Below are 15,732 nucleotides of genomic sequence, written 5' to 3' on the forward strand. Positions count from 1 at the left end.
TGATGACATGCAGCTGACACAGCAGCTGGTGCAGCTGGCGGCGGAGGAGCAGCAGAACCCTCTCATCCCGCCCGGCCCCGAGCTGGTCATCGGCCTCGTCACCTTCGCCATCGTCTTCTTCTTCCTCGGGAAGAAGCTCCTGCCGAACATCAACAAGGTTCTGGAGGAGCGCCGCGCGGCGATCGAAGGCGGTATCGAAGAGGCCGAGGCCATGAAGGTCGAGGCCCAGAGCGTCCTCGAGCAGTACAAGGCCCAGCTCGCCGAGGCCCGGCACGAAGCCGCGCGCCTGCGCCAGGAGGCGCAGGAGCAGGGTGCCGCGCTCATCGCCGAGATGCGGGCCGAGGGCCAGCGCCAGCGCGAGGAGATCGTCGCCGCCGGCCACGCCCAGATCGAGGCCGACCGCAAGGCCGCCGCGTCCGTGCTCCGCCAGGACGTCGGCAAGCTCGCCACCGAGCTGGCCGGCAAGCTCGTCGGCGAGTCCCTCGAGGACCACGCCCGGCAGAGCCGCGTGATCGACCGCTTCCTCGACGGGCTCGACGAGGCCGCTTCCACGGCCGAGGCGGCTCGATGACAGCGCACGGAGCGAGCCGCGAGGCTCTGAGCGCCGCGCGTGAGCGTCTCGACGCGCTGACGGACTCCACGTCCGCCGATTCCGCGCGCCTCGCCGACGAGCTGGCCGCGGTCACCGCGCTGCTCCACCGCGAGGTCGGCCTGCGCCGGGCCCTCACCGACCCGGCGCAGTCCGCGGAGGCCAAGGCCACGCTGGTCCAGCGCCTGCTCGGCAGCCAGGTCGGCGGCGCGACCGTGGACCTGGTGTCCGGCATGGTGCGCTCGCGCTGGTCGCAGTCGCGGGACCTGGTCGACGCGCTGGAGGAGCTGGCGGACATCGCCGACCTCACCACCGCGCAGCGGGGCGGCACGCTGGACGACGTGGAGGACGAGCTGTTCCGGTTCGGCCGGATCGTCTCCTCCAGCACCGAACTGCGCGCCGCGCTGACCGACCGGGCCGCAGGCCCCTCGGCCAAGACCGAGCTGCTGCACCGGCTGCTCGGCGGCCGGGCGAAGCCGGTCACCGAGCGTCTGGTGACGCGCCTGGTGAGCGCCCCGCGGGGACGTAGCCTGGAAGCGGGCCTCGAGTCCCTGTCCAAGCTCGCCGCGGACCGGCGCGACCGCATGGTCGCCGTCGTCACCTCGGCGGTCCCGCTGAGCGACGGCCAGAAGCAGCGCCTCGGCGCCGCCCTCGGCCGCCTCTACGGCCGTCAGATGCACCTGAACCTCGACGTGGACCCCGAGCTGGTCGGCGGAATCCGGGTGCAGGTCGGCGACGAGATCATCAACGGCTCGCTCGCGGACCGGCTGGAGGACGCCGCCCGCCGCATGGCGAGCTAGCAGCACCGCAACACGCAAGACGTACACGACGGCCCTGGTTGGGCCGTGCAGAGGATTCACCTCTTATCGGGGGGAGTCCCGAACTCGTGGCACACCCCCCAAGTGAAACTTCGGGCCCAACAAGGAGAGCAGGGAACCCAGATGGCGGAGCTCACGATCCGGCCGGAGGAGATCCGGGACGCGCTGGAGAACTTCGTCCAGTCGTACAAGCCGGACGCGGCCTCGCGCGAGGAGGTCGGTACGGTCACCCTTGCCGGCGACGGCATCGCGAAGGTCGAGGGCCTGCCCTCGGCCATGGCCAACGAGCTGCTGAAGTTCGAGGACGGCACCCTCGGCCTCGCCCTCAACCTCGAGGAGCGCGAGATCGGTGCCATCGTCCTCGGTGAGTTCAGCGGCATCGAGGAGGGCCAGCCGGTCACCCGCACCGGCGAGGTCCTGTCGGTCGCCGTGGGCGAGGGCTACCTCGGCCGTGTGGTCGACCCCCTCGGCAACCCGATCGACGGCCTCGGCGAGATCGAGACCGAAGGCCGCCGCGCCCTCGAACTACAGGCCCCCACGGTCATGCAGCGCAAGTCGGTGCACGAGCCGATGGAGACGGGCTACAAGGCCGTCGACGCGATGACCCCGATCGGCCGCGGCCAGCGCCAGCTGATCATCGGCGACCGCCAGACCGGCAAGACCGCCCTGGCCGTCGACACGATCATCAACCAGCGCGACAACTGGCGCACCGGCGACCCGAACAAGCAGGTCCGCTGCATCTACGTCGCCATCGGTCAGAAGGGCTCCACCATCGCGTCGGTCCGCCGCGCGCTGGAGGAGAACGGCGCGCTGGAATACACGACCATCGTCGCGGCCCCGGCCTCCGACCCGGCCGGCTTCAAGTACCTGGCGCCCTACACCGGCTCCGCCATCGGCCAGCACTGGATGTACCAGGGCAAGCACGTCCTGATCGTCTTCGACGACCTGTCGAAGCAGGCCGACGCCTACCGTGCCGTCTCCCTGCTGCTGCGCCGCCCGCCGGGCCGCGAGGCCTACCCGGGCGACGTCTTCTACCTGCACTCCCGTCTGCTGGAGCGCTGCGCCAAGCTCTCCGACGGCATGGGCGCCGGTTCGATGACCGGTCTGCCGATCGTCGAGACCAAGGCCAACGACGTCTCGGCGTTCATCCCGACCAACGTCATCTCCATCACGGACGGCCAGTGCTTCCTGGAGTCCGACCTGTTCAACGCCGGCCAGCGGCCCGCGCTGAACGTCGGTATCTCCGTCTCCCGAGTCGGTGGCTCCGCCCAGCACAAGGCGATGCGCCAGGTCTCCGGCCGACTGCGCGTGGACCTCGCCCAGTTCCGTGAGCTGGAGGCGTTCGCCGCCTTCGGTTCCGACCTGGACGCGGCCTCCAAGGCCCAGCTGGAGCGCGGTCAGCGCATGGTCGAGCTGCTGAAGCAGCGCCAGTACCAGCCGATGGCCACCGAGGACCAGGTCGTCTCCGTGTGGGCCGGTACCAACGGCCGTATGGACGACGTCCCCGTCGCCGACATCAGCCGCTTCGAGAAGGAGCTGCTGGAGTACCTGCACCGCAAGGAGCAGGGCCTGATGACCTCCATCAAGGAGGGCGCCAAGATGTCGAACGACACGATCCAGGCGATCGACGACGCCGTCGCCGAGTTCAAGAAGCAGTTCGAGACCTCGGACGGCAAGCTGCTCGGCGACGACACTCCGGCCGCTGCCGCCAAGTGACGTAAGGAAGGGACCTGACTCATGGGAGCCCAGCTCCGGGTCTACAAGCGTCGCATCCGATCCGTCACCGCGACCAAGAAGATCACCAAGGCGATGGAGATGATCGCCGCCTCGCGCGTCGTCAAGGCGCAGCGCAAGGTGGCGGCCTCCACGCCGTACGCGCAGGAACTGACCCGCGCGGTCACGGCGGTCGGCACCGGTTCGAACACCAGGCACCCGCTGACCACGGAGGCGGAGAACCCGTCCCGTGCCGCGGTCCTGCTGCTGACCAGCGACCGCGGTCTGGCCGGCGCCTTCAACTCCAACGCCATCAAGGCGGCGGAGCAGCTCACCGAGCGCCTGGAGCGCGAGGGCAAGCAGGTCGACACGTACATCGTCGGCCGCCGCGGTGTCGCCCACTACAACTTCCGCGAGCGCACCATCACGCAGTCGTTCACGGGCTTCACCGACCAGCCGTCCTACGCGGACGCCAAGACGGTGGCGGCGCCGCTGATCGAGGCGATCGAGAAGGACACGGCCGACGGTGGTGTGGACGAACTCCACATCGTCTACACCGAGTTCGTCTCGATGATGACGCAGACGGCGGTCGACCCCCGGCTGCTTCCGCTGCGCCTCGAGGAGGTCGCGGCCGAGGCGGCGCCCAAGGGCGAGATCCTGCCGCTCTACGACTTCGAGCCCTCGGCGGAGGACGTCCTCGACGCCCTGCTGCCGCGCTACGTGGAGAGCCGGATCTACAACGCGCTGCTCCAGTCGGCCGCTTCCAAGCACGCCGCCACGCGGCGCGCGATGAAGTCGGCCACCGACAACGCGGGCGAGCTGATCAACACGCTCTCCCGTCTTGCCAACGCGGCCCGCCAGGCCGAAATCACCCAGGAAATCAGCGAGATCGTCGGTGGCGCGAGCGCCCTGGCCGACGCGACCGCGGGGAGTGACAACTAATGACCACCACTGTTGAGCCGACCGCTGCGGCGGGCGTGGCCACCGGCCGCGTCGCGCGGGTCATCGGCCCGGTCGTCGACGTGGAGTTCCCCGTCGACGCGATGCCGGACATCTACAACGCCCTGCACGTCGAGGTCTCCGACCCGGCGAACGCGGGCGAGCGGAAGATCCTGACCCTGGAGGTCGCCCAGCACCTGGGTGACGGCCTGGTCCGCACCATCTCCATGCAGCCCACCGACGGTCTGGTCCGCCAGGCCCCGGTCACCGACACCGGCGACGGCATCACCGTCCCGGTCGGCGACTTCACCAAGGGCAAGGTGTTCAACACCCTCGGTGAGGTGCTGAACGTCGACGAGCAGTACACGGGCGAGCGCTGGTCCATCCACCGCAAGGCCCCGCGCTTCGACGAGCTCGAGTCGAAGACCGAGATGTTCGAGACCGGCGTCAAGGTCATCGACCTGCTGACCCCGTACGTCAAGGGCGGCAAGATCGGTCTGTTCGGCGGTGCCGGTGTCGGCAAGACGGTGCTCATCCAGGAGATGATCTACCGTGTCGCCAACAACCACGACGGTGTCTCCGTGTTCGCCGGTGTCGGCGAGCGCACCCGTGAGGGCAACGACCTCATCGACGAGATGAGCGACTCGGGCGTCATCGACAAGACCGCGCTGGTCTTCGGTCAGATGGACGAGCCCCCGGGCACCCGTCTGCGCGTCGCGCTGGCCGGCCTGACCATGGCCGAGTACTTCCGTGACGTCCAGAAGCAGGACGTGCTGTTCTTCATCGACAACATCTTCCGCTTCACGCAGGCCGGTTCCGAGGTCTCCACGCTGCTCGGCCGCATGCCGTCCGCGGTGGGCTACCAGCCGAACCTGGCCGACGAGATGGGCCTCCTCCAGGAGCGCATCACCTCGACCCGCGGTCACTCGATCACCTCGATGCAGGCGATCTACGTCCCCGCGGACGACCTGACCGACCCGGCCCCGGCCACCACCTTCGCCCACCTCGACGCGACGACGGTGCTCTCCCGTCCGATCTCCGAGAAGGGCATCTACCCGGCCGTGGACCCGCTGGACTCGACGTCCCGCATCCTCGACCCGCGGTACATCGCGGCGGACCACTACAACGCCGCGATGCGCGTGAAGAACATCCTCCAGAAGTACAAGGACCTCCAGGACATCATCGCGATCCTCGGTATCGACGAGCTGGGCGAAGAGGACAAGCTCGTCGTCCAGCGCGCCCGTCGCGTGGAGCGCTTCCTGTCCCAGAACACCCACGTCGCCAAGCAGTTCACCGGCGTCGACGGGTCGGACGTCCCGCTGGACGAGTCGATCGCGGCCTTCAACGCGATCTGCGACGGCGAGTACGACCACTTCCCGGAGCAGGCCTTCTTCATGTGCGGTGGTATCGAGGACCTGAAGAAGAACGCCAAGGAGCTGGGCGTCTCCTGAACTCGTTGAGTTCGTGTGAGGGGGCGGGCGCGTCCCGCCCCCTCACGCACGCCCACTAGACTTGTTTCCAACACCCGGTGATCCCACCGGGTGGTGACCCGAGGAGCCACCCTTGGCTGCTGAGCTGCATGTCGAGCTGGTCGCCGCCGACCGTCAGGTCTGGTCCGGCGAGGCCACCCTGGTCGTCGCGCGCACCACGTCCGGCGACATCGGCGTCATGCCCGGTCACCAGCCGCTGCTCGGTGTGCTGGAGTCGGGCCCGGTGACCATTCGTACGAGTGAAGGCGCGACGGTCGTCGCCGCGGTGCACGGCGGTTTCGTCTCGTTCGCCGACAACAAGCTGTCGCTGCTGGCCGAGATCGCCGAGCTCTCCGACGAGATCGACGTCCAGCGCGTGGAGCGGGAGCTCGAGCGCGCGAAGGCGGAGGGCGATGCCACCGCCGAGCGCCGCGCGGATGTCCGCCTGCGAGCGGCGACGGCGGTGCGCTGAACCAGCGACACCATGTGATGACACCACTCAGCCGCGGCCGGTACCGGAGCAATCCGGGACCGGCCGCGGCTGAGGTGGATGCGGGTGTTTTTTCCGTTCCATTACCTAGGAGACGAGGAGGTCGGTGCCGATGGTCCTCGCTCTGACTGTGTGCTCGGTCGTGGTCGCGCTCGTGGTGGTGGGACTGTTCGTCTTCGGTCTGCGGCGCAGACTGATCCAGCGTTCCGGCGGCACCTTCGACTGCTCGCTGCGCTGGGACGTGCCGGAGGAGCCCGACACCAGCGGCAAGGGCTGGAGCTACGGGGTGGCCCGCTACAACGGCGACCGCGTGGAGTGGTACCGGGTCTTCTCCTACGCGCCCCGCCCGCGGCGCACGCTGGAGCGGGCGTCCATCGAGGTGGCCGGCCGCCGGCGGCCCGAGGGCGAGGAGGAACTCGCCCTGCTGTCCGACGCGGTGATCCTCACCTGTCTGCACCAGGGCACCCGGGTCGAACTGGCCATGAGCGAGGACGCGCTCACCGGCTTCCTGGCCTGGCTGGAGGCGGCCCCGCCCGGCCAGAGGGTGAACGTCGCGTAGAGCGGCCCCCCACGTGGAGGCAGGCATGAAGAAGCTCCCCCCGGTCCGCCGTCCGGGGGGAGCTTCGGTGTGTCACAGGGGCTGCGGGCTTGCGCCTACAGGCCGCTGCTGAGGGCGCTCACCAGTTCACCGTTGCTGGTGTCACCGCTGAACTCCCAGAAGAAGGCGCCGCCGAGGCCCTGGCTGTTGGCCCAGGCCATCTTCGACTTGATGGTCGCCGGGGTGTCGTACGACCACCAGTTGCTGCCGCAGTGGGCGTAGGCCGTACCGGCGATGGTGCCGGTGGTCGGGCAGCTGGTCTTGAGGACCTTGTAGTCCTCGATGCCGGCCTCGTAGGTGCCGGGCGCCGCTCCGGTCGCCGTGCCGCCCGGGGCGTCCTGGGTGACCCCGGTCCAGCCGCGCCCGTAGAAGCCGATGCCGAGCAGCAGCTTCTTCGCGGGCACGCCCTGCGCCTTGTACCTGGCGATCGCGTCGGCGGTGTTGAAGCCGTCCTTCGGGATGCCCGAGTACGAGGTGAGCGGGGAGTGCGGGGCGGTCGGGCCCTTCGCGTCCCAGGCGCCGAAGAAGTCGTACGTCATCACGTTGTACCAGTCGACGTACTGCGAGGCACCGGCGTAGTCGGTCAGGTCGATCTTGCCGCCGGCCGAGCCGTCCGCCGTGGTGGCGGCGGTGACCAGTTCCTTGCCGAACTTGGCGCGCACCGCGGCCAGCAGGTTCTTGAAGGCCGCCGGTCCGCTGCTGTCGCAGGTCAGACCGCAGGCGTTCGGGTACTCCCAGTCGATGTCGATGCCGTCGAAGACATCGGACCAGCGCGGGTCGTGCACCAGGTCGTAGCAGGACTGGGCGAAGGCGGCCGGGTTCTTGGCCGCGTCCGCGAAGCCGCCGGACCAGGTCCAGCCGCCGAAGGAGTAGAGCACCTTGATGTTCGGGTACTTGGCCTTCAGCTGGCGCAGCTGGTTGAAGTTGCCGCGCAGCGGCTGGTCCCAGTTGTCGGCGACGCCGCTGACCGACTGGTCGGCGGTGAACGCCTTGTCGTAGTCGGCGTAGGAGTCGCCGATCGCGCACTTGCCGCCGGTCACGTTGCCGAAGGCGTAGTTGATGTGCGTGATCTTGGACGCGGAGCCGGACGTCACCAGGTTCTTGACGTTGTAGTTGCGCCCGTAGATGCCCCACTCGGTGAAGTAGCCGAGCTTGACCTTGTCACCGGTGGGCGGGTTGCCGCCGCCGCCTCCGGTGGTGTGCACGGCGACCGAGGCGCTGACCGGACCGGTCTGGTCGGCGGTGTCACGGGCCTGGACGCTGTAGGAGTAGTCGGTGCCCGCGGTCAGACCGTTGTCCGTGTAGGACGTGGTCGTGACGGTGGCGACCTTCTTGCCGTCGCGCAGGACGTCGTAGTTCTTGACGCCCTTGTCGTCGGTGGCGGCGCCCCAGGAGAGCTTCACCGAGGTGTCGGTGACCCCGGAGGCGGTGGGGGTGCCCGGCGCCGAGGGCGGGTTGTCGCCCGGGACGCTGGGGCCGCCGTCGCAGCTGCCGCCGTTGAGCGTGCAGTTGGAGGGGGAGCCGGGGCCGGTGCCGTTGAAGCCGAAGGAGACCGACGCCCCGGGGGCGATGGCGCCGTTCCAGCCGACGTTCTTGGCGGTCCAGTGGTTGCCGGAGTTGGTGACCGTGGCGTCCCAGGCGGAGCCGACCTTGGTGTCGGACGGGAAGTCCCACTCCACGGTCCAGGAGCTGATCGCCGAGGCGCCGGTGTTCTTGACGGTCCAGTTGCCGCCGAAGCCGTTGCCCCAGTCACCGGTCTTGGTGAAGGTGGCGGTGGCCGTGGGCGCCGCCTCGGCGGACGCCTGGGCGTGGCCGGAGAGGCCGACGATTCCGGCGAGGGGGAGCACGAGGGTCGCGAACCCCGCCGCGGCTCTGTGTCTGAAGCGCATGCGCGCCTCCTTGTCGGGGGAAGAATGTCAGGGGCATGACTGAGCCTTCACGCCCCGCGGTGCTGCGAGAGTAGAAAGGTCTGGACCAGAGGTCAATAGGTCTGGACCAATGCACCGCCGGTTCGACTAGATACCCAACTCCTGCGCGAGGACGGCGGCTTGAACCCGACTCCGCAGCCCGAGCTTGCCCAGCAGACGGCTGACGTGCGTCTTCACCGTCGCCTCCGCCATCGAGAGCCGCAGCGCGATCTCGGCGTTGGACAGTCCCTCCCCGAGACACGAGAGCACCTCGCGCTCCCGGCGCGTCAGCGACTCCAGCGCCGCCGGGGGCTCGGCCGGCCCGGCCGGCGGCCGCGCCGCGAACTCGGCGATCAGCCGCCGGGTGACCGCCGGCGCGATCAGCCCCTCGCCGCGCGCCACCGTGCGCACCGCCGTCAGCAGGTCCCGCGCCTCGGTGTCCTTCAGCAGGAACCCGGCGGCCCCGGCCCGCAGCGCCCCGAACACATACGCGTCGAGGTCGAAGGTGGTCAGCACCAGCACGTCCGCCAGCCCCTCGCCGGTCACCAGCGCGGTCGCCGACACGCCGTCAAGGCGCGGCATCTGCACATCCATCAGCACCAGGTCCGGCCGCAGCTCCCGGGCCAGCTCCACCGCCCGCTCGCCGTCCGCCGCCTCGCCCACCACCTCGATGTCGGGCGCGCTGCGCAGGATCAGCACGAGCCCGGCCCGTACGGCGGACTGGTCCTCGGCGACGACGACACGGATCACGCGGAGCCTCCTTCGGACCCGGTCAGGGGCAGCACGGCACGCACGGTCCAGCGTCCGTCCCCCGGGCCGGCGCCGAATGTGCCGCCCAGCAGCACGGCCCGCTCCCGCATGCCGATCAGACCGGTGCCCGAACCCGGCGCGCGCGGGGTCTCCCGGCCGGTGCACGGGCTGCTGACCTCGATGCGCAGGGCGCGGTCCCGTTCCTCGACGCTCACCCGCACGGGTCCCTCACCGCCGTGTTTGAGCGCGTTGGTCAGCGACTCCTGCACGATCCGGTACGCGGCCAGCTCCACTGGGGCGGGCACCTTCCCGTGGTCGGCGCTCAGGCCGACGTCCAGACCGCCGGCGCGGGCGGAGGCGACCAGCGCGGCGAGGCCGTCCAGGGTGGGGACCGCCGCCGGGGCGTCCCCGTCCGGGCCCTCGCGCAGCAGCCCGATGAGCCGCCGCATCTCCGTGAGCCCGTCGACGCTGTTCTCCCGGATGACGGCGAGGGCGTCCCGGCTGGTGGCCGGGTCGTCCAGGGAGAGCGCGGCGGTGGAGTGGATGGCGATGGCCGACAGATGCCCCGCGACCATGTCGTGCAGCTCGCGCGCCATCCGCGCCCGCTCGGCCGCGACCGCCTGGACGCGGTCCGTCTCGGCGAGCAGCGCGGTCTGCTCGGCGCGCAGCCGGGCGGCCTCGGCCGCCTCCCGGTGGTTGCGCACGCTCCAGCCGGTGGCGGCCGGGCCGAACGTCACGATGCCGGTGACGACCCCGATCAGCAGGACCTCGGGGACCCGCCACACCGCGAGCGGCACCAGCGTGGCGGCCACCGTGACCAGGCCGGTGATCCACAGCACCCGCCGGGCCCAGGCAGCCGTGCCGTAGAGCACGCCCGCGTACACGAGATCGGTGTACATCACCAGGGTGGCCAGACTGCCCTGGGTGACCGTGTCGCAGGCCACCGCGGCGGTGCCGGTCAGCAGGGCCGTGCGCGGGCGGGTGCGGCGCAGCACCTCGCAGCCCGCGGTCACCACCAGCGGCAGCAGCACCGGCCACCGCCCGGCCCACAGCACGAGCGGGTCGCCCGAGGTGCGCACGCCCAGGCCCAGGCCCCACAGCAGCAGTCCGCCGAGCAGCCCGGCCAGCGCGATCGCGAGGTCGTCGCGGTGCGGGCGGGCGGGTCCGAGGGCCATGCGTCCATCCAACACGGCCCGGCGGGCGGGCGCCTGGTCCCGCGGGACGGTCCCCGCGTACATCGAAGGATGCAGTCGCACCTCGTCACCGCCGACGACGCACGGGCCCCGGCGGGCGGCGACGCTGGTGGGGAGCGAGAGGAGCAATCGTGATCGTCGGACTGATCGTCGCCTGCGAGGCCGGCTTCTGGATCCTGCTGGCCGCGGGCCTGGCCGTCCGCTACCTGCTGGGGCGGCGTCGGCTGGGTGCGGCGCTGCTGCTGGCCGAGCCGCTGCTGGAGGTGGTGCTGTTCGCCGTCACCGCCGTCGACCTCAGGAACGGCGCCGAGCCGGGCTGGGAGCACGGTCTGGCCGCGCTGTACATCGGCTTCACCGTCGCCTACGGGCACTCCACGGTCCGCTGGCTCGACGGCCACGCCGCCCACCGCCTGGGCGGCGCGCCCCGGCCGCCGAAGCCGCCCCGGTACGGTCTGGCCCGCGCCCGCCACGAGGGGCGGCTGTGGCTGCGCACCCTGCTCGCCTCGGCGGTCGCCCTCGCCCTGCTCCAGGCGGCGATCTGGTACGTCGGCGGTGGCGCGGGCACCGATCCGCTGCGCGCCTGGCAGGCGGCCGTGCTGCGGATCCTCGTGATCCACGGCCTGATCGCCCTCACCTACCTGGTCTTCCCGAAGAAGGGCCCGAAGACCCCGGAAGCGGTGCCGGGGGCGGCGTCCCCGGAGGGGGAGCCCCCGGCGGAGGAGTCCCCGGCGGAGGCGTCCCCGGCAGGGGAGGGGACCGGCTCCCTCAGCGCTCGCCGCCCGGCACCCACAGCACGTCACCGGTCTCCTTGTTCGCCGTCCGGGCGAGAATGAACAGCAGGTCGGAGAGCCGGTTGAGGTAGGTCGCGGTGAGCGGGTTCATCGTCTCGCCGTGCACCTCCAGCGCGGCCCAGGTGGACCGCTCGGCCCGGCGGACCACCGTGCACGCCTGGTGCAGCAGGGCCGCGCCGGGGGTGCCGCCGGGCAGGATGAAGGAGCGGAGCTTGTCCAGTTCCGCGTTGAAGCGGTCGCAGTCCTCCTCCAGCCGGTCGATGTAGAACTGCTCGACCCGCAGCGGCGGGTACTGCGGGTTCTCGACGACCGGTGTGGACAGGTCGGCGCCCACGTCGAACAGGTCGTTCTGCACCCGGGTGAGCACCTCGGCCACGGCGGCGTCCAGGGCGCCGAGCGCGAGGGCGGTGCCGATCACGGCGTTCGCCTCGTTGGCGTCGGCGTACGCCGAGATCCGCAGGTCGGTCTTGGCGGTCCGGCTCATGTCGCCGAGGGCGGTGGTGCCCTGGTCGCCGGTCCTGGTGTAGATGCGCGTCAGATTGACCATGACGCCAGCGTAGTTACGCCCCGGCGGTACGGAACACCCGTGTGCCCGCCGTCACGGACAGCGCGGCGAAGCCCACGGCCACCAGGACCCCGTACAGCATGTGCGCGCCGGTGTACTCGCCGACGTAGGCGTCGCGCACCGCGTCCACCAGATAGCGGAACGGGACGAAGTGCGAGAGCACGTCCAGCCAGGCGGGGGCCAGGCTCATCGGGAGCATCAGGCCGGACAGCAGCATCGACGGCATGGACACGGCGTTGATCAGCGGGCCGAACTGCTGCGGGGTGGCGACCTTCATCGCCACCGCGTAGGACAGCGAGGCGAGCGCGACGGTGAGCAGGGCGACGAAGCCGAAGCCGACGAGGATGCCGGCCAGCGGCGCCCGCAGGCCCATCACCAGCGCGGCCAGCACCAGCAGCACCGCCTGGAAGAGGAAGACGGTGGTGTCCCGCAGCACCCGGCCGAGCAGCAGCGCGAGCCGGCTGACCGGGGTCACCCGCATCCGCTCCACCACGCCCTGGCCCTTCTCGATGATGATCATGAAGCCGGAGAACAGGGCGCCGAAAAGACCCAGTTGGAGCAGCAGGCCGGGGACGAGCACCTGCCAGGAGCTGCCGCCGCCGCCCAGCGGCAGCCCGGTGAGCAGCGGTCCGAAGAAGAGCAGATAGAGCAGCGGGGTGAGGACGCCGAAGAGGAGCGCGAAGCGGGAGCGCAGAGACTGGCGCAGATAGCGGCCGTAGATGAGGGCCGTGTCGTGGAGCAGCATGAGGGATGTCCTGGTCCTGGAGGGGTTCGGGGGCCGTCGTGGGGTGCTGTGGCCGGGGCGCGGTCAGACGGCCGCGGGGGCGGTGCCGGCGGCCGGGGCGGGGCTGCGGCCGGTGACGGCGAGGAAGGTGTCCTGGAGCGAGGCGTCGATCGAACCGCCGTACTCCAGCTTGAGCGCGCTCGGTGTGCCCTCCGCGGCGACCCGGCCGCCGTCGACGACGACCAGCCGGTCGGAGAGGGCGTCCGCCTCGTCGAGGTAGTGGGTGGTCAGGAAGACGGTCGTGCCGTGCTCGTCGCGCAGCCGCCGGACCAGGTCCCACAGGTCGGCGCGGCTGCCCGGGTCCAGGCCGGTGGTCGGCTCGTCGAGGAAGAGGACGCGCGGGCGGTGGGTGAGGGCCATCGCGATGTCGAGCCGGCGGCGCTGGCCCCCGGAGAGCGCGGAGGTCTTGCGGTCGAGCAGCTCGGTGAGGTCCAGGTCGCGGGCCAGCTCCGCGGCCCGCTCGACGGCCCGCGCCTTGGGCAGGCGGTACATCCGGCCCTGGGTGACCAGCTCCTCCCGCACGGTGATCTGGCCGTCCACCCCGCCGGACTGCGCGACATAGCCGCAGGCGAGCCGGACCCCGGCCGGGTCGGCGGCCAGGTCGTGGCCCGCGACGACGGCGGTGCCGCCGGTCGGCGCGAGCAGGGTGGTGAGCATCCGCAGGGTGGTCGTCTTGCCCGCGCCGTTGGGCCCGAGGAAGCCGAGGATCTCGCCCTGCCGGACGGTGAGGTCGATTCCGCGCACGGCCTCGACCGGGCCGCGCTTGGTCTGGAAGGTGCGGGCCAGTCCGGCCGCGCTGATGACTGCTGGTGGCATGCCACCAGAAAAACAGGGTCTCTGAAATTTTGCAACGTCACCAAAATTTCAGGGCCACCAAGAACGACTCCGGGGAGGATAGGATCCGGCCATGGCAGAGGGGCTCAGGGAGCGGAAGAAGCGGCAGACCAAGCAGTACATCTCGGATGTCGCCACGGGACTGTTCCTGGAGCGCGGCTTCGACGCCGTCACGGTCGCCGAGATCGCCGAGGCGGCGAACGTCTCCGTCAACACCGTCTACAACTACTTCCCCGCCAAGGAGGACCTCTTCCTCGACCGCGCCGCCGGGGTGACCGACCGGCTGGCCCGCTGGGTGCGCGGCCGGGACGAGGGGGAGTCGGCCGCGCGGGCCGTGCTGCGCGAACTGCGCGCGGAGGTCGAGGCGGTCTCGCCGCGCATCGGCCTCTTCACCGGGTACGCCCCCTTCATGCGGGTGATCGAGGACGCGCCCGCGCTGCGCTCCCGGCTCTGGGCGGTCGGCCAGGAGGTGCAGGCCACCCTGGAGCAGGCCCTGCGCGAGGAGACCGGAGCCCCCGCGGACGACCCGCTGCCCGGCCTGATGTCCGGTCAGATCGGCTGGGCGCACGCCACCGTGATGGCGGCCGTCGGCCGCGAGATGCTCGCGGGCCGCGCCCCCCGGGAGGTGTCCCGCGAGGTGCTCGACCTCCTCGACGAGATCGAGGACGTGTTGAGCGAGAAGGTGCTCAACTACGCCGTCCGGGGCGCCCAGTGACCCCTGCCGGTGTGATGTCCGTCAATTGAGACGTGACGCGCGTTACTTACCGGTCACACAGCGCCGCGCGGGCGCTAGTGTCCGCCGAGAGGCATAGACGCAAACAGCGTGAAAGCCGTTCTTCAGCCGCGCGCGCAGGCGCCTGCGCAGCCGTTCACCAGGGGAGTCTCAGTGGCACGCAAGCTCGCCGTCATCGGAGCCGGTCTCATGGGGTCCGGCATCGCCCAGGTCTCCGCGCAGGCGGGCTGGGACGTCGTCCTGCGGGACGTCACCGACGAGGCGCTCACGCGTGGCACCGACGGCATCAAGGCGTCGTACGACAAGTTCGTGGGCAAGGGCAAGCTGGCCGCCGAGGACGCCGAGGCCGCCCTCGCGCGCATCACCACCACCACCGACCTGGACGCCGCCGCGGACGCCGACGTCGTCGTCGAGGCCGTCTTCGAGAAGCTCGACGTCAAGCACGAGATCTTCCGCACCCTCGACAAGCTGGTCCGCGAGGACACCGTCCTCGCCTCCAACACCTCCGCCATCCCGATCACCAAGATCGCGGCCGTCACGGAGCGCCCCGAACGGGTCGTCGGTGTGCACTTCTTCTCCCCGGTGCCGATGATGCGGCTCGTCGAACTCGTCCGCGGCCACAAGACCAGCGACGAAGCCCTCGCCACCGCACGGGAGTTCGCCGAGTCGGTCGGCAAGACCTGCATCGTCGTCAACCGCGACGTGGCCGGCTTCGTGACCACCCGTCTCATCACCGCCCTCGTCGTCGAGGCGGCCAGGCTCTACGAGTCGGGCGTCGCCACCGCCGAGGACATCGACCTGGCCTGCAAGCTGGGCTTCGGCCACGCCATGGGCCCGCTCGCCACCGCGGACCTCACCGGCGTCGACATCCTGCTGCACGCCGCGGGCAACATCTACACCGAGACCCAGGACGAGAAGTTCGCCGCGCCGGAACTGATGCGCCGGATGGTTGACGCCGGTGACATCGGGCGCAAGAGCGGGCAGGGCTTCTACAAGCACTGAGACCGCTCCGGGGGCCGCCGTATCACCCTTCGGGGTGAATTCGGTATCGGTTCGCCCACAGACAGCAACCGCATCGCCACACACGCAGTCAGACGTTGCACAGTCACCGTCACACGGAGCACGCCACCGCATTCACGGGGAGCGCATATGTACATCAGGGGCGACCACACCGAGGTGGTCGTCGGGGGCCGGCTCGACGTCCGCAGCGCGGCGGACGCCCGTACGGCCCTGCACTCGGCCGTGGACGACGGTGTCGGCGACCTGGTCCTCGACCTGTCCGGGCTCGACTCCTGGGACGCCACCGGACTCGGTGTGATCATGGGCGCGCACCGGCGCGCGGGCCGCTGCGGCCGGCGCCTGGTCCTGCGCGGCGTACCGGCCCAGATGCAGCGCCTGCTGGTCGCCACCCGGCTGCACCGCATCCTCGCCATCGAGGGCGGCATCGGCGTGGAGTCCCTGCCCCGCGTGTGACCTCCCGCGGACAGCGGACAGCGGACAGCGGACCGGCCGCGGGCGAGACCCGGCCGGACGGCACGGAACGTGACGTCGGCCCCAAT

At 70.8% G+C, this 15,732-nt stretch carries 17 protein-coding genes; 11 read left to right on the forward strand and 6 right to left on the reverse strand.

What is annotated here, in order from left to right:
* Window positions 1-7 precede the first annotated feature (7 nt).
* From B086_RS0136835 to B086_RS0136865, 7 genes are all read left to right on the forward strand, one after another.
* Window positions 8-571, forward strand: a complete 564-nt coding sequence (locus B086_RS0136835) for a F0F1 ATP synthase subunit B (protein WP_018571457.1) — start codon at window positions 8-10, stop codon at window positions 569-571.
* A complete protein-coding gene (locus B086_RS0136840) occupies window positions 568-1,389 on the forward strand; it encodes a F0F1 ATP synthase subunit delta (RefSeq protein ID WP_018571458.1) in 822 nt (273 codons plus the stop codon). The genes B086_RS0136835 and B086_RS0136840 overlap by 4 nt, the downstream gene beginning before the upstream one ends.
* Window positions 1,390-1,530: 141 nt before the next feature.
* On the forward strand, window positions 1,531-3,123 hold the full coding sequence (atpA, locus tag B086_RS0136845; RefSeq protein WP_018571459.1) for a F0F1 ATP synthase subunit alpha: 1,593 nt from the start codon (window positions 1,531-1,533) through the stop codon (window positions 3,121-3,123).
* Window positions 3,124-3,144: 21 nt separating this feature from the next.
* Window positions 3,145-4,062 carry a F0F1 ATP synthase subunit gamma gene (locus B086_RS0136850; RefSeq protein WP_018571460.1) on the forward strand — a complete coding sequence of 306 codons (918 nt, stop codon included), beginning with the start codon at window positions 3,145-3,147 and terminating at the stop codon, window positions 4,060-4,062.
* Window positions 4,062-5,510 carry a F0F1 ATP synthase subunit beta gene (atpD, locus tag B086_RS0136855; protein ID WP_026253164.1) on the forward strand — a complete coding sequence of 483 codons (1,449 nt, stop codon included), beginning with the start codon at window positions 4,062-4,064 and terminating at the stop codon, window positions 5,508-5,510. The genes B086_RS0136850 and atpD overlap by 1 nt, the downstream gene beginning before the upstream one ends.
* Window positions 5,511-5,622: 112 nt before the next feature.
* Window positions 5,623-6,000: a F0F1 ATP synthase subunit epsilon gene (locus tag B086_RS0136860; protein WP_018571462.1), complete on the forward strand. Its 378-nt coding sequence runs from the start codon at window positions 5,623-5,625 to the stop codon at window positions 5,998-6,000.
* A 130-nt stretch (window positions 6,001-6,130) separates the two neighbouring features.
* On the forward strand, window positions 6,131-6,577 hold the full coding sequence (locus tag B086_RS0136865) for a DUF2550 domain-containing protein (protein WP_018571463.1): 447 nt from the start codon (window positions 6,131-6,133) through the stop codon (window positions 6,575-6,577).
* Window positions 6,578-6,672: 95 nt separating this feature from the next.
* Here the strand turns inward: B086_RS0136865 and B086_RS0136870 are convergent, their stop codons facing one another.
* The 3 genes from B086_RS0136870 to B086_RS0136880 form a co-directional block, all read right to left on the reverse strand.
* On the reverse strand, window positions 6,673-8,505 hold the full coding sequence (locus tag B086_RS0136870) for a glycoside hydrolase family 18 chitinase (protein ID WP_018571464.1): 1,833 nt from the start codon (window positions 8,503-8,505) through the stop codon (window positions 6,673-6,675).
* 126 nt (window positions 8,506-8,631) lie between these two features.
* Window positions 8,632-9,273, reverse strand: coding sequence for a response regulator (locus B086_RS0136875; RefSeq protein WP_018571465.1), 642 nt, complete (start codon window positions 9,271-9,273; stop codon window positions 8,632-8,634).
* Complete coding sequence (locus tag B086_RS0136880) at window positions 9,270-10,448, reverse strand: sensor histidine kinase (protein ID WP_026253165.1); 1,179 nt, start codon at window positions 10,446-10,448, stop codon at window positions 9,270-9,272. Before B086_RS0136880 ends, B086_RS0136875 begins: the two co-directional genes overlap by 4 nt.
* 149 nt (window positions 10,449-10,597) lie before the next feature.
* Between B086_RS0136880 and B086_RS0136890 the strand changes: the two genes are divergently transcribed.
* Window positions 10,598-11,299 (forward strand): hypothetical protein, encoded by a 702-nt coding sequence (locus B086_RS0136890; RefSeq protein ID WP_018571467.1) that lies wholly within the window; start codon window positions 10,598-10,600, stop codon window positions 11,297-11,299.
* Here B086_RS0136890 and B086_RS0136895 read toward each other — a convergent pair.
* The 3 genes from B086_RS0136895 to B086_RS0136905 form a co-directional block, all read right to left on the reverse strand.
* Entirely contained in the window at window positions 11,232-11,804 is a 573-nt protein-coding gene (locus B086_RS0136895; RefSeq protein ID WP_018571468.1) for a cob(I)yrinic acid a,c-diamide adenosyltransferase, read from the reverse strand. The two genes, B086_RS0136890 and B086_RS0136895, sit on opposite strands and share 68 nt — an antisense overlap.
* A 13-nt stretch (window positions 11,805-11,817) precedes the next feature.
* Complete coding sequence (locus B086_RS0136900; RefSeq protein WP_018571469.1) at window positions 11,818-12,567, reverse strand: ABC transporter permease; 750 nt, start codon at window positions 12,565-12,567, stop codon at window positions 11,818-11,820.
* Between the two features lie 63 nt (window positions 12,568-12,630).
* The gene (locus B086_RS0136905) at window positions 12,631-13,422 is read right to left on the reverse strand and encodes an ABC transporter ATP-binding protein (RefSeq protein ID WP_018571470.1); all 792 of its coding nucleotides are present in this window, start codon (window positions 13,420-13,422) and stop codon (window positions 12,631-12,633) included.
* A 91-nt stretch (window positions 13,423-13,513) separates the two neighbouring features.
* On the opposite strand from B086_RS0136905, the gene B086_RS0136910 reads away from it, so the two are divergent.
* From B086_RS0136910 to B086_RS0136920, 3 genes are all read left to right on the forward strand, one after another.
* Window positions 13,514-14,155 (forward strand): TetR/AcrR family transcriptional regulator, encoded by a 642-nt coding sequence (locus B086_RS0136910; protein WP_018571471.1) that lies wholly within the window; start codon window positions 13,514-13,516, stop codon window positions 14,153-14,155.
* A 171-nt stretch (window positions 14,156-14,326) separates the two neighbouring features.
* Complete coding sequence (locus tag B086_RS0136915; protein ID WP_018571472.1) at window positions 14,327-15,175, forward strand: 3-hydroxyacyl-CoA dehydrogenase family protein; 849 nt, start codon at window positions 14,327-14,329, stop codon at window positions 15,173-15,175.
* A 147-nt stretch (window positions 15,176-15,322) separates the two neighbouring features.
* Complete coding sequence (locus tag B086_RS0136920) at window positions 15,323-15,646, forward strand: STAS domain-containing protein (protein ID WP_018571473.1); 324 nt, start codon at window positions 15,323-15,325, stop codon at window positions 15,644-15,646.
* Window positions 15,647-15,732 lie beyond the last annotated feature (86 nt).

The sequence above is a fragment of the Streptomyces sp. PsTaAH-124 genome, from assembly GCF_000373685.1.
In the GTDB taxonomy this organism is placed as follows: domain Bacteria; phylum Actinomycetota; class Actinomycetes; order Streptomycetales; family Streptomycetaceae; genus Streptomyces; species Streptomyces andamanensis.

Bases quoted from the DNA above. Each gene is read 5' to 3' on its own strand.
- B086_RS0136920 (WP_018571473.1), top strand. From the start codon at position 15,323: ATGTACATCAGGGGCGACCACACCGAGGTGGTCGTCGGGGGCCGGCTC.
- B086_RS0136910 (WP_018571471.1), top strand. From the start codon at position 13,514: ATGGCAGAGGGGCTCAGGGAGCGGAAGAAGCGGCAGACCAAGCAGTAC.
- B086_RS0136865 (WP_018571463.1), top strand. From the start codon at position 6,131: ATGGTCCTCGCTCTGACTGTGTGCTCGGTCGTGGTCGCGCTCGTGGTG.
- B086_RS0136880 (WP_026253165.1), bottom strand. From the start codon at position 10,448: ATGGCCCTCGGACCCGCCCGCCCGCACCGCGACGACCTCGCGATCGCG.
- B086_RS0136900 (WP_018571469.1), bottom strand. From the start codon at position 12,567: ATGCTGCTCCACGACACGGCCCTCATCTACGGCCGCTATCTGCGCCAG.
- B086_RS0136870 (WP_018571464.1), bottom strand. From the start codon at position 8,505: ATGCGCTTCAGACACAGAGCCGCGGCGGGGTTCGCGACCCTCGTGCTC.
- B086_RS0136835 (WP_018571457.1), top strand. From the start codon at position 8: ATGCAGCTGACACAGCAGCTGGTGCAGCTGGCGGCGGAGGAGCAGCAG.
- atpA (WP_018571459.1), top strand. From the start codon at position 1,531: ATGGCGGAGCTCACGATCCGGCCGGAGGAGATCCGGGACGCGCTGGAG.
- B086_RS0136840 (WP_018571458.1), top strand. From the start codon at position 568: ATGACAGCGCACGGAGCGAGCCGCGAGGCTCTGAGCGCCGCGCGTGAG.
- B086_RS0136905 (WP_018571470.1), bottom strand. From the start codon at position 13,422: ATGCCACCAGCAGTCATCAGCGCGGCCGGACTGGCCCGCACCTTCCAG.
- atpD (WP_026253164.1), top strand. From the start codon at position 4,062: ATGACCACCACTGTTGAGCCGACCGCTGCGGCGGGCGTGGCCACCGGC.
- B086_RS0136850 (WP_018571460.1), top strand. From the start codon at position 3,145: ATGGGAGCCCAGCTCCGGGTCTACAAGCGTCGCATCCGATCCGTCACC.
- B086_RS0136895 (WP_018571468.1), bottom strand. From the start codon at position 11,804: ATGGTCAATCTGACGCGCATCTACACCAGGACCGGCGACCAGGGCACC.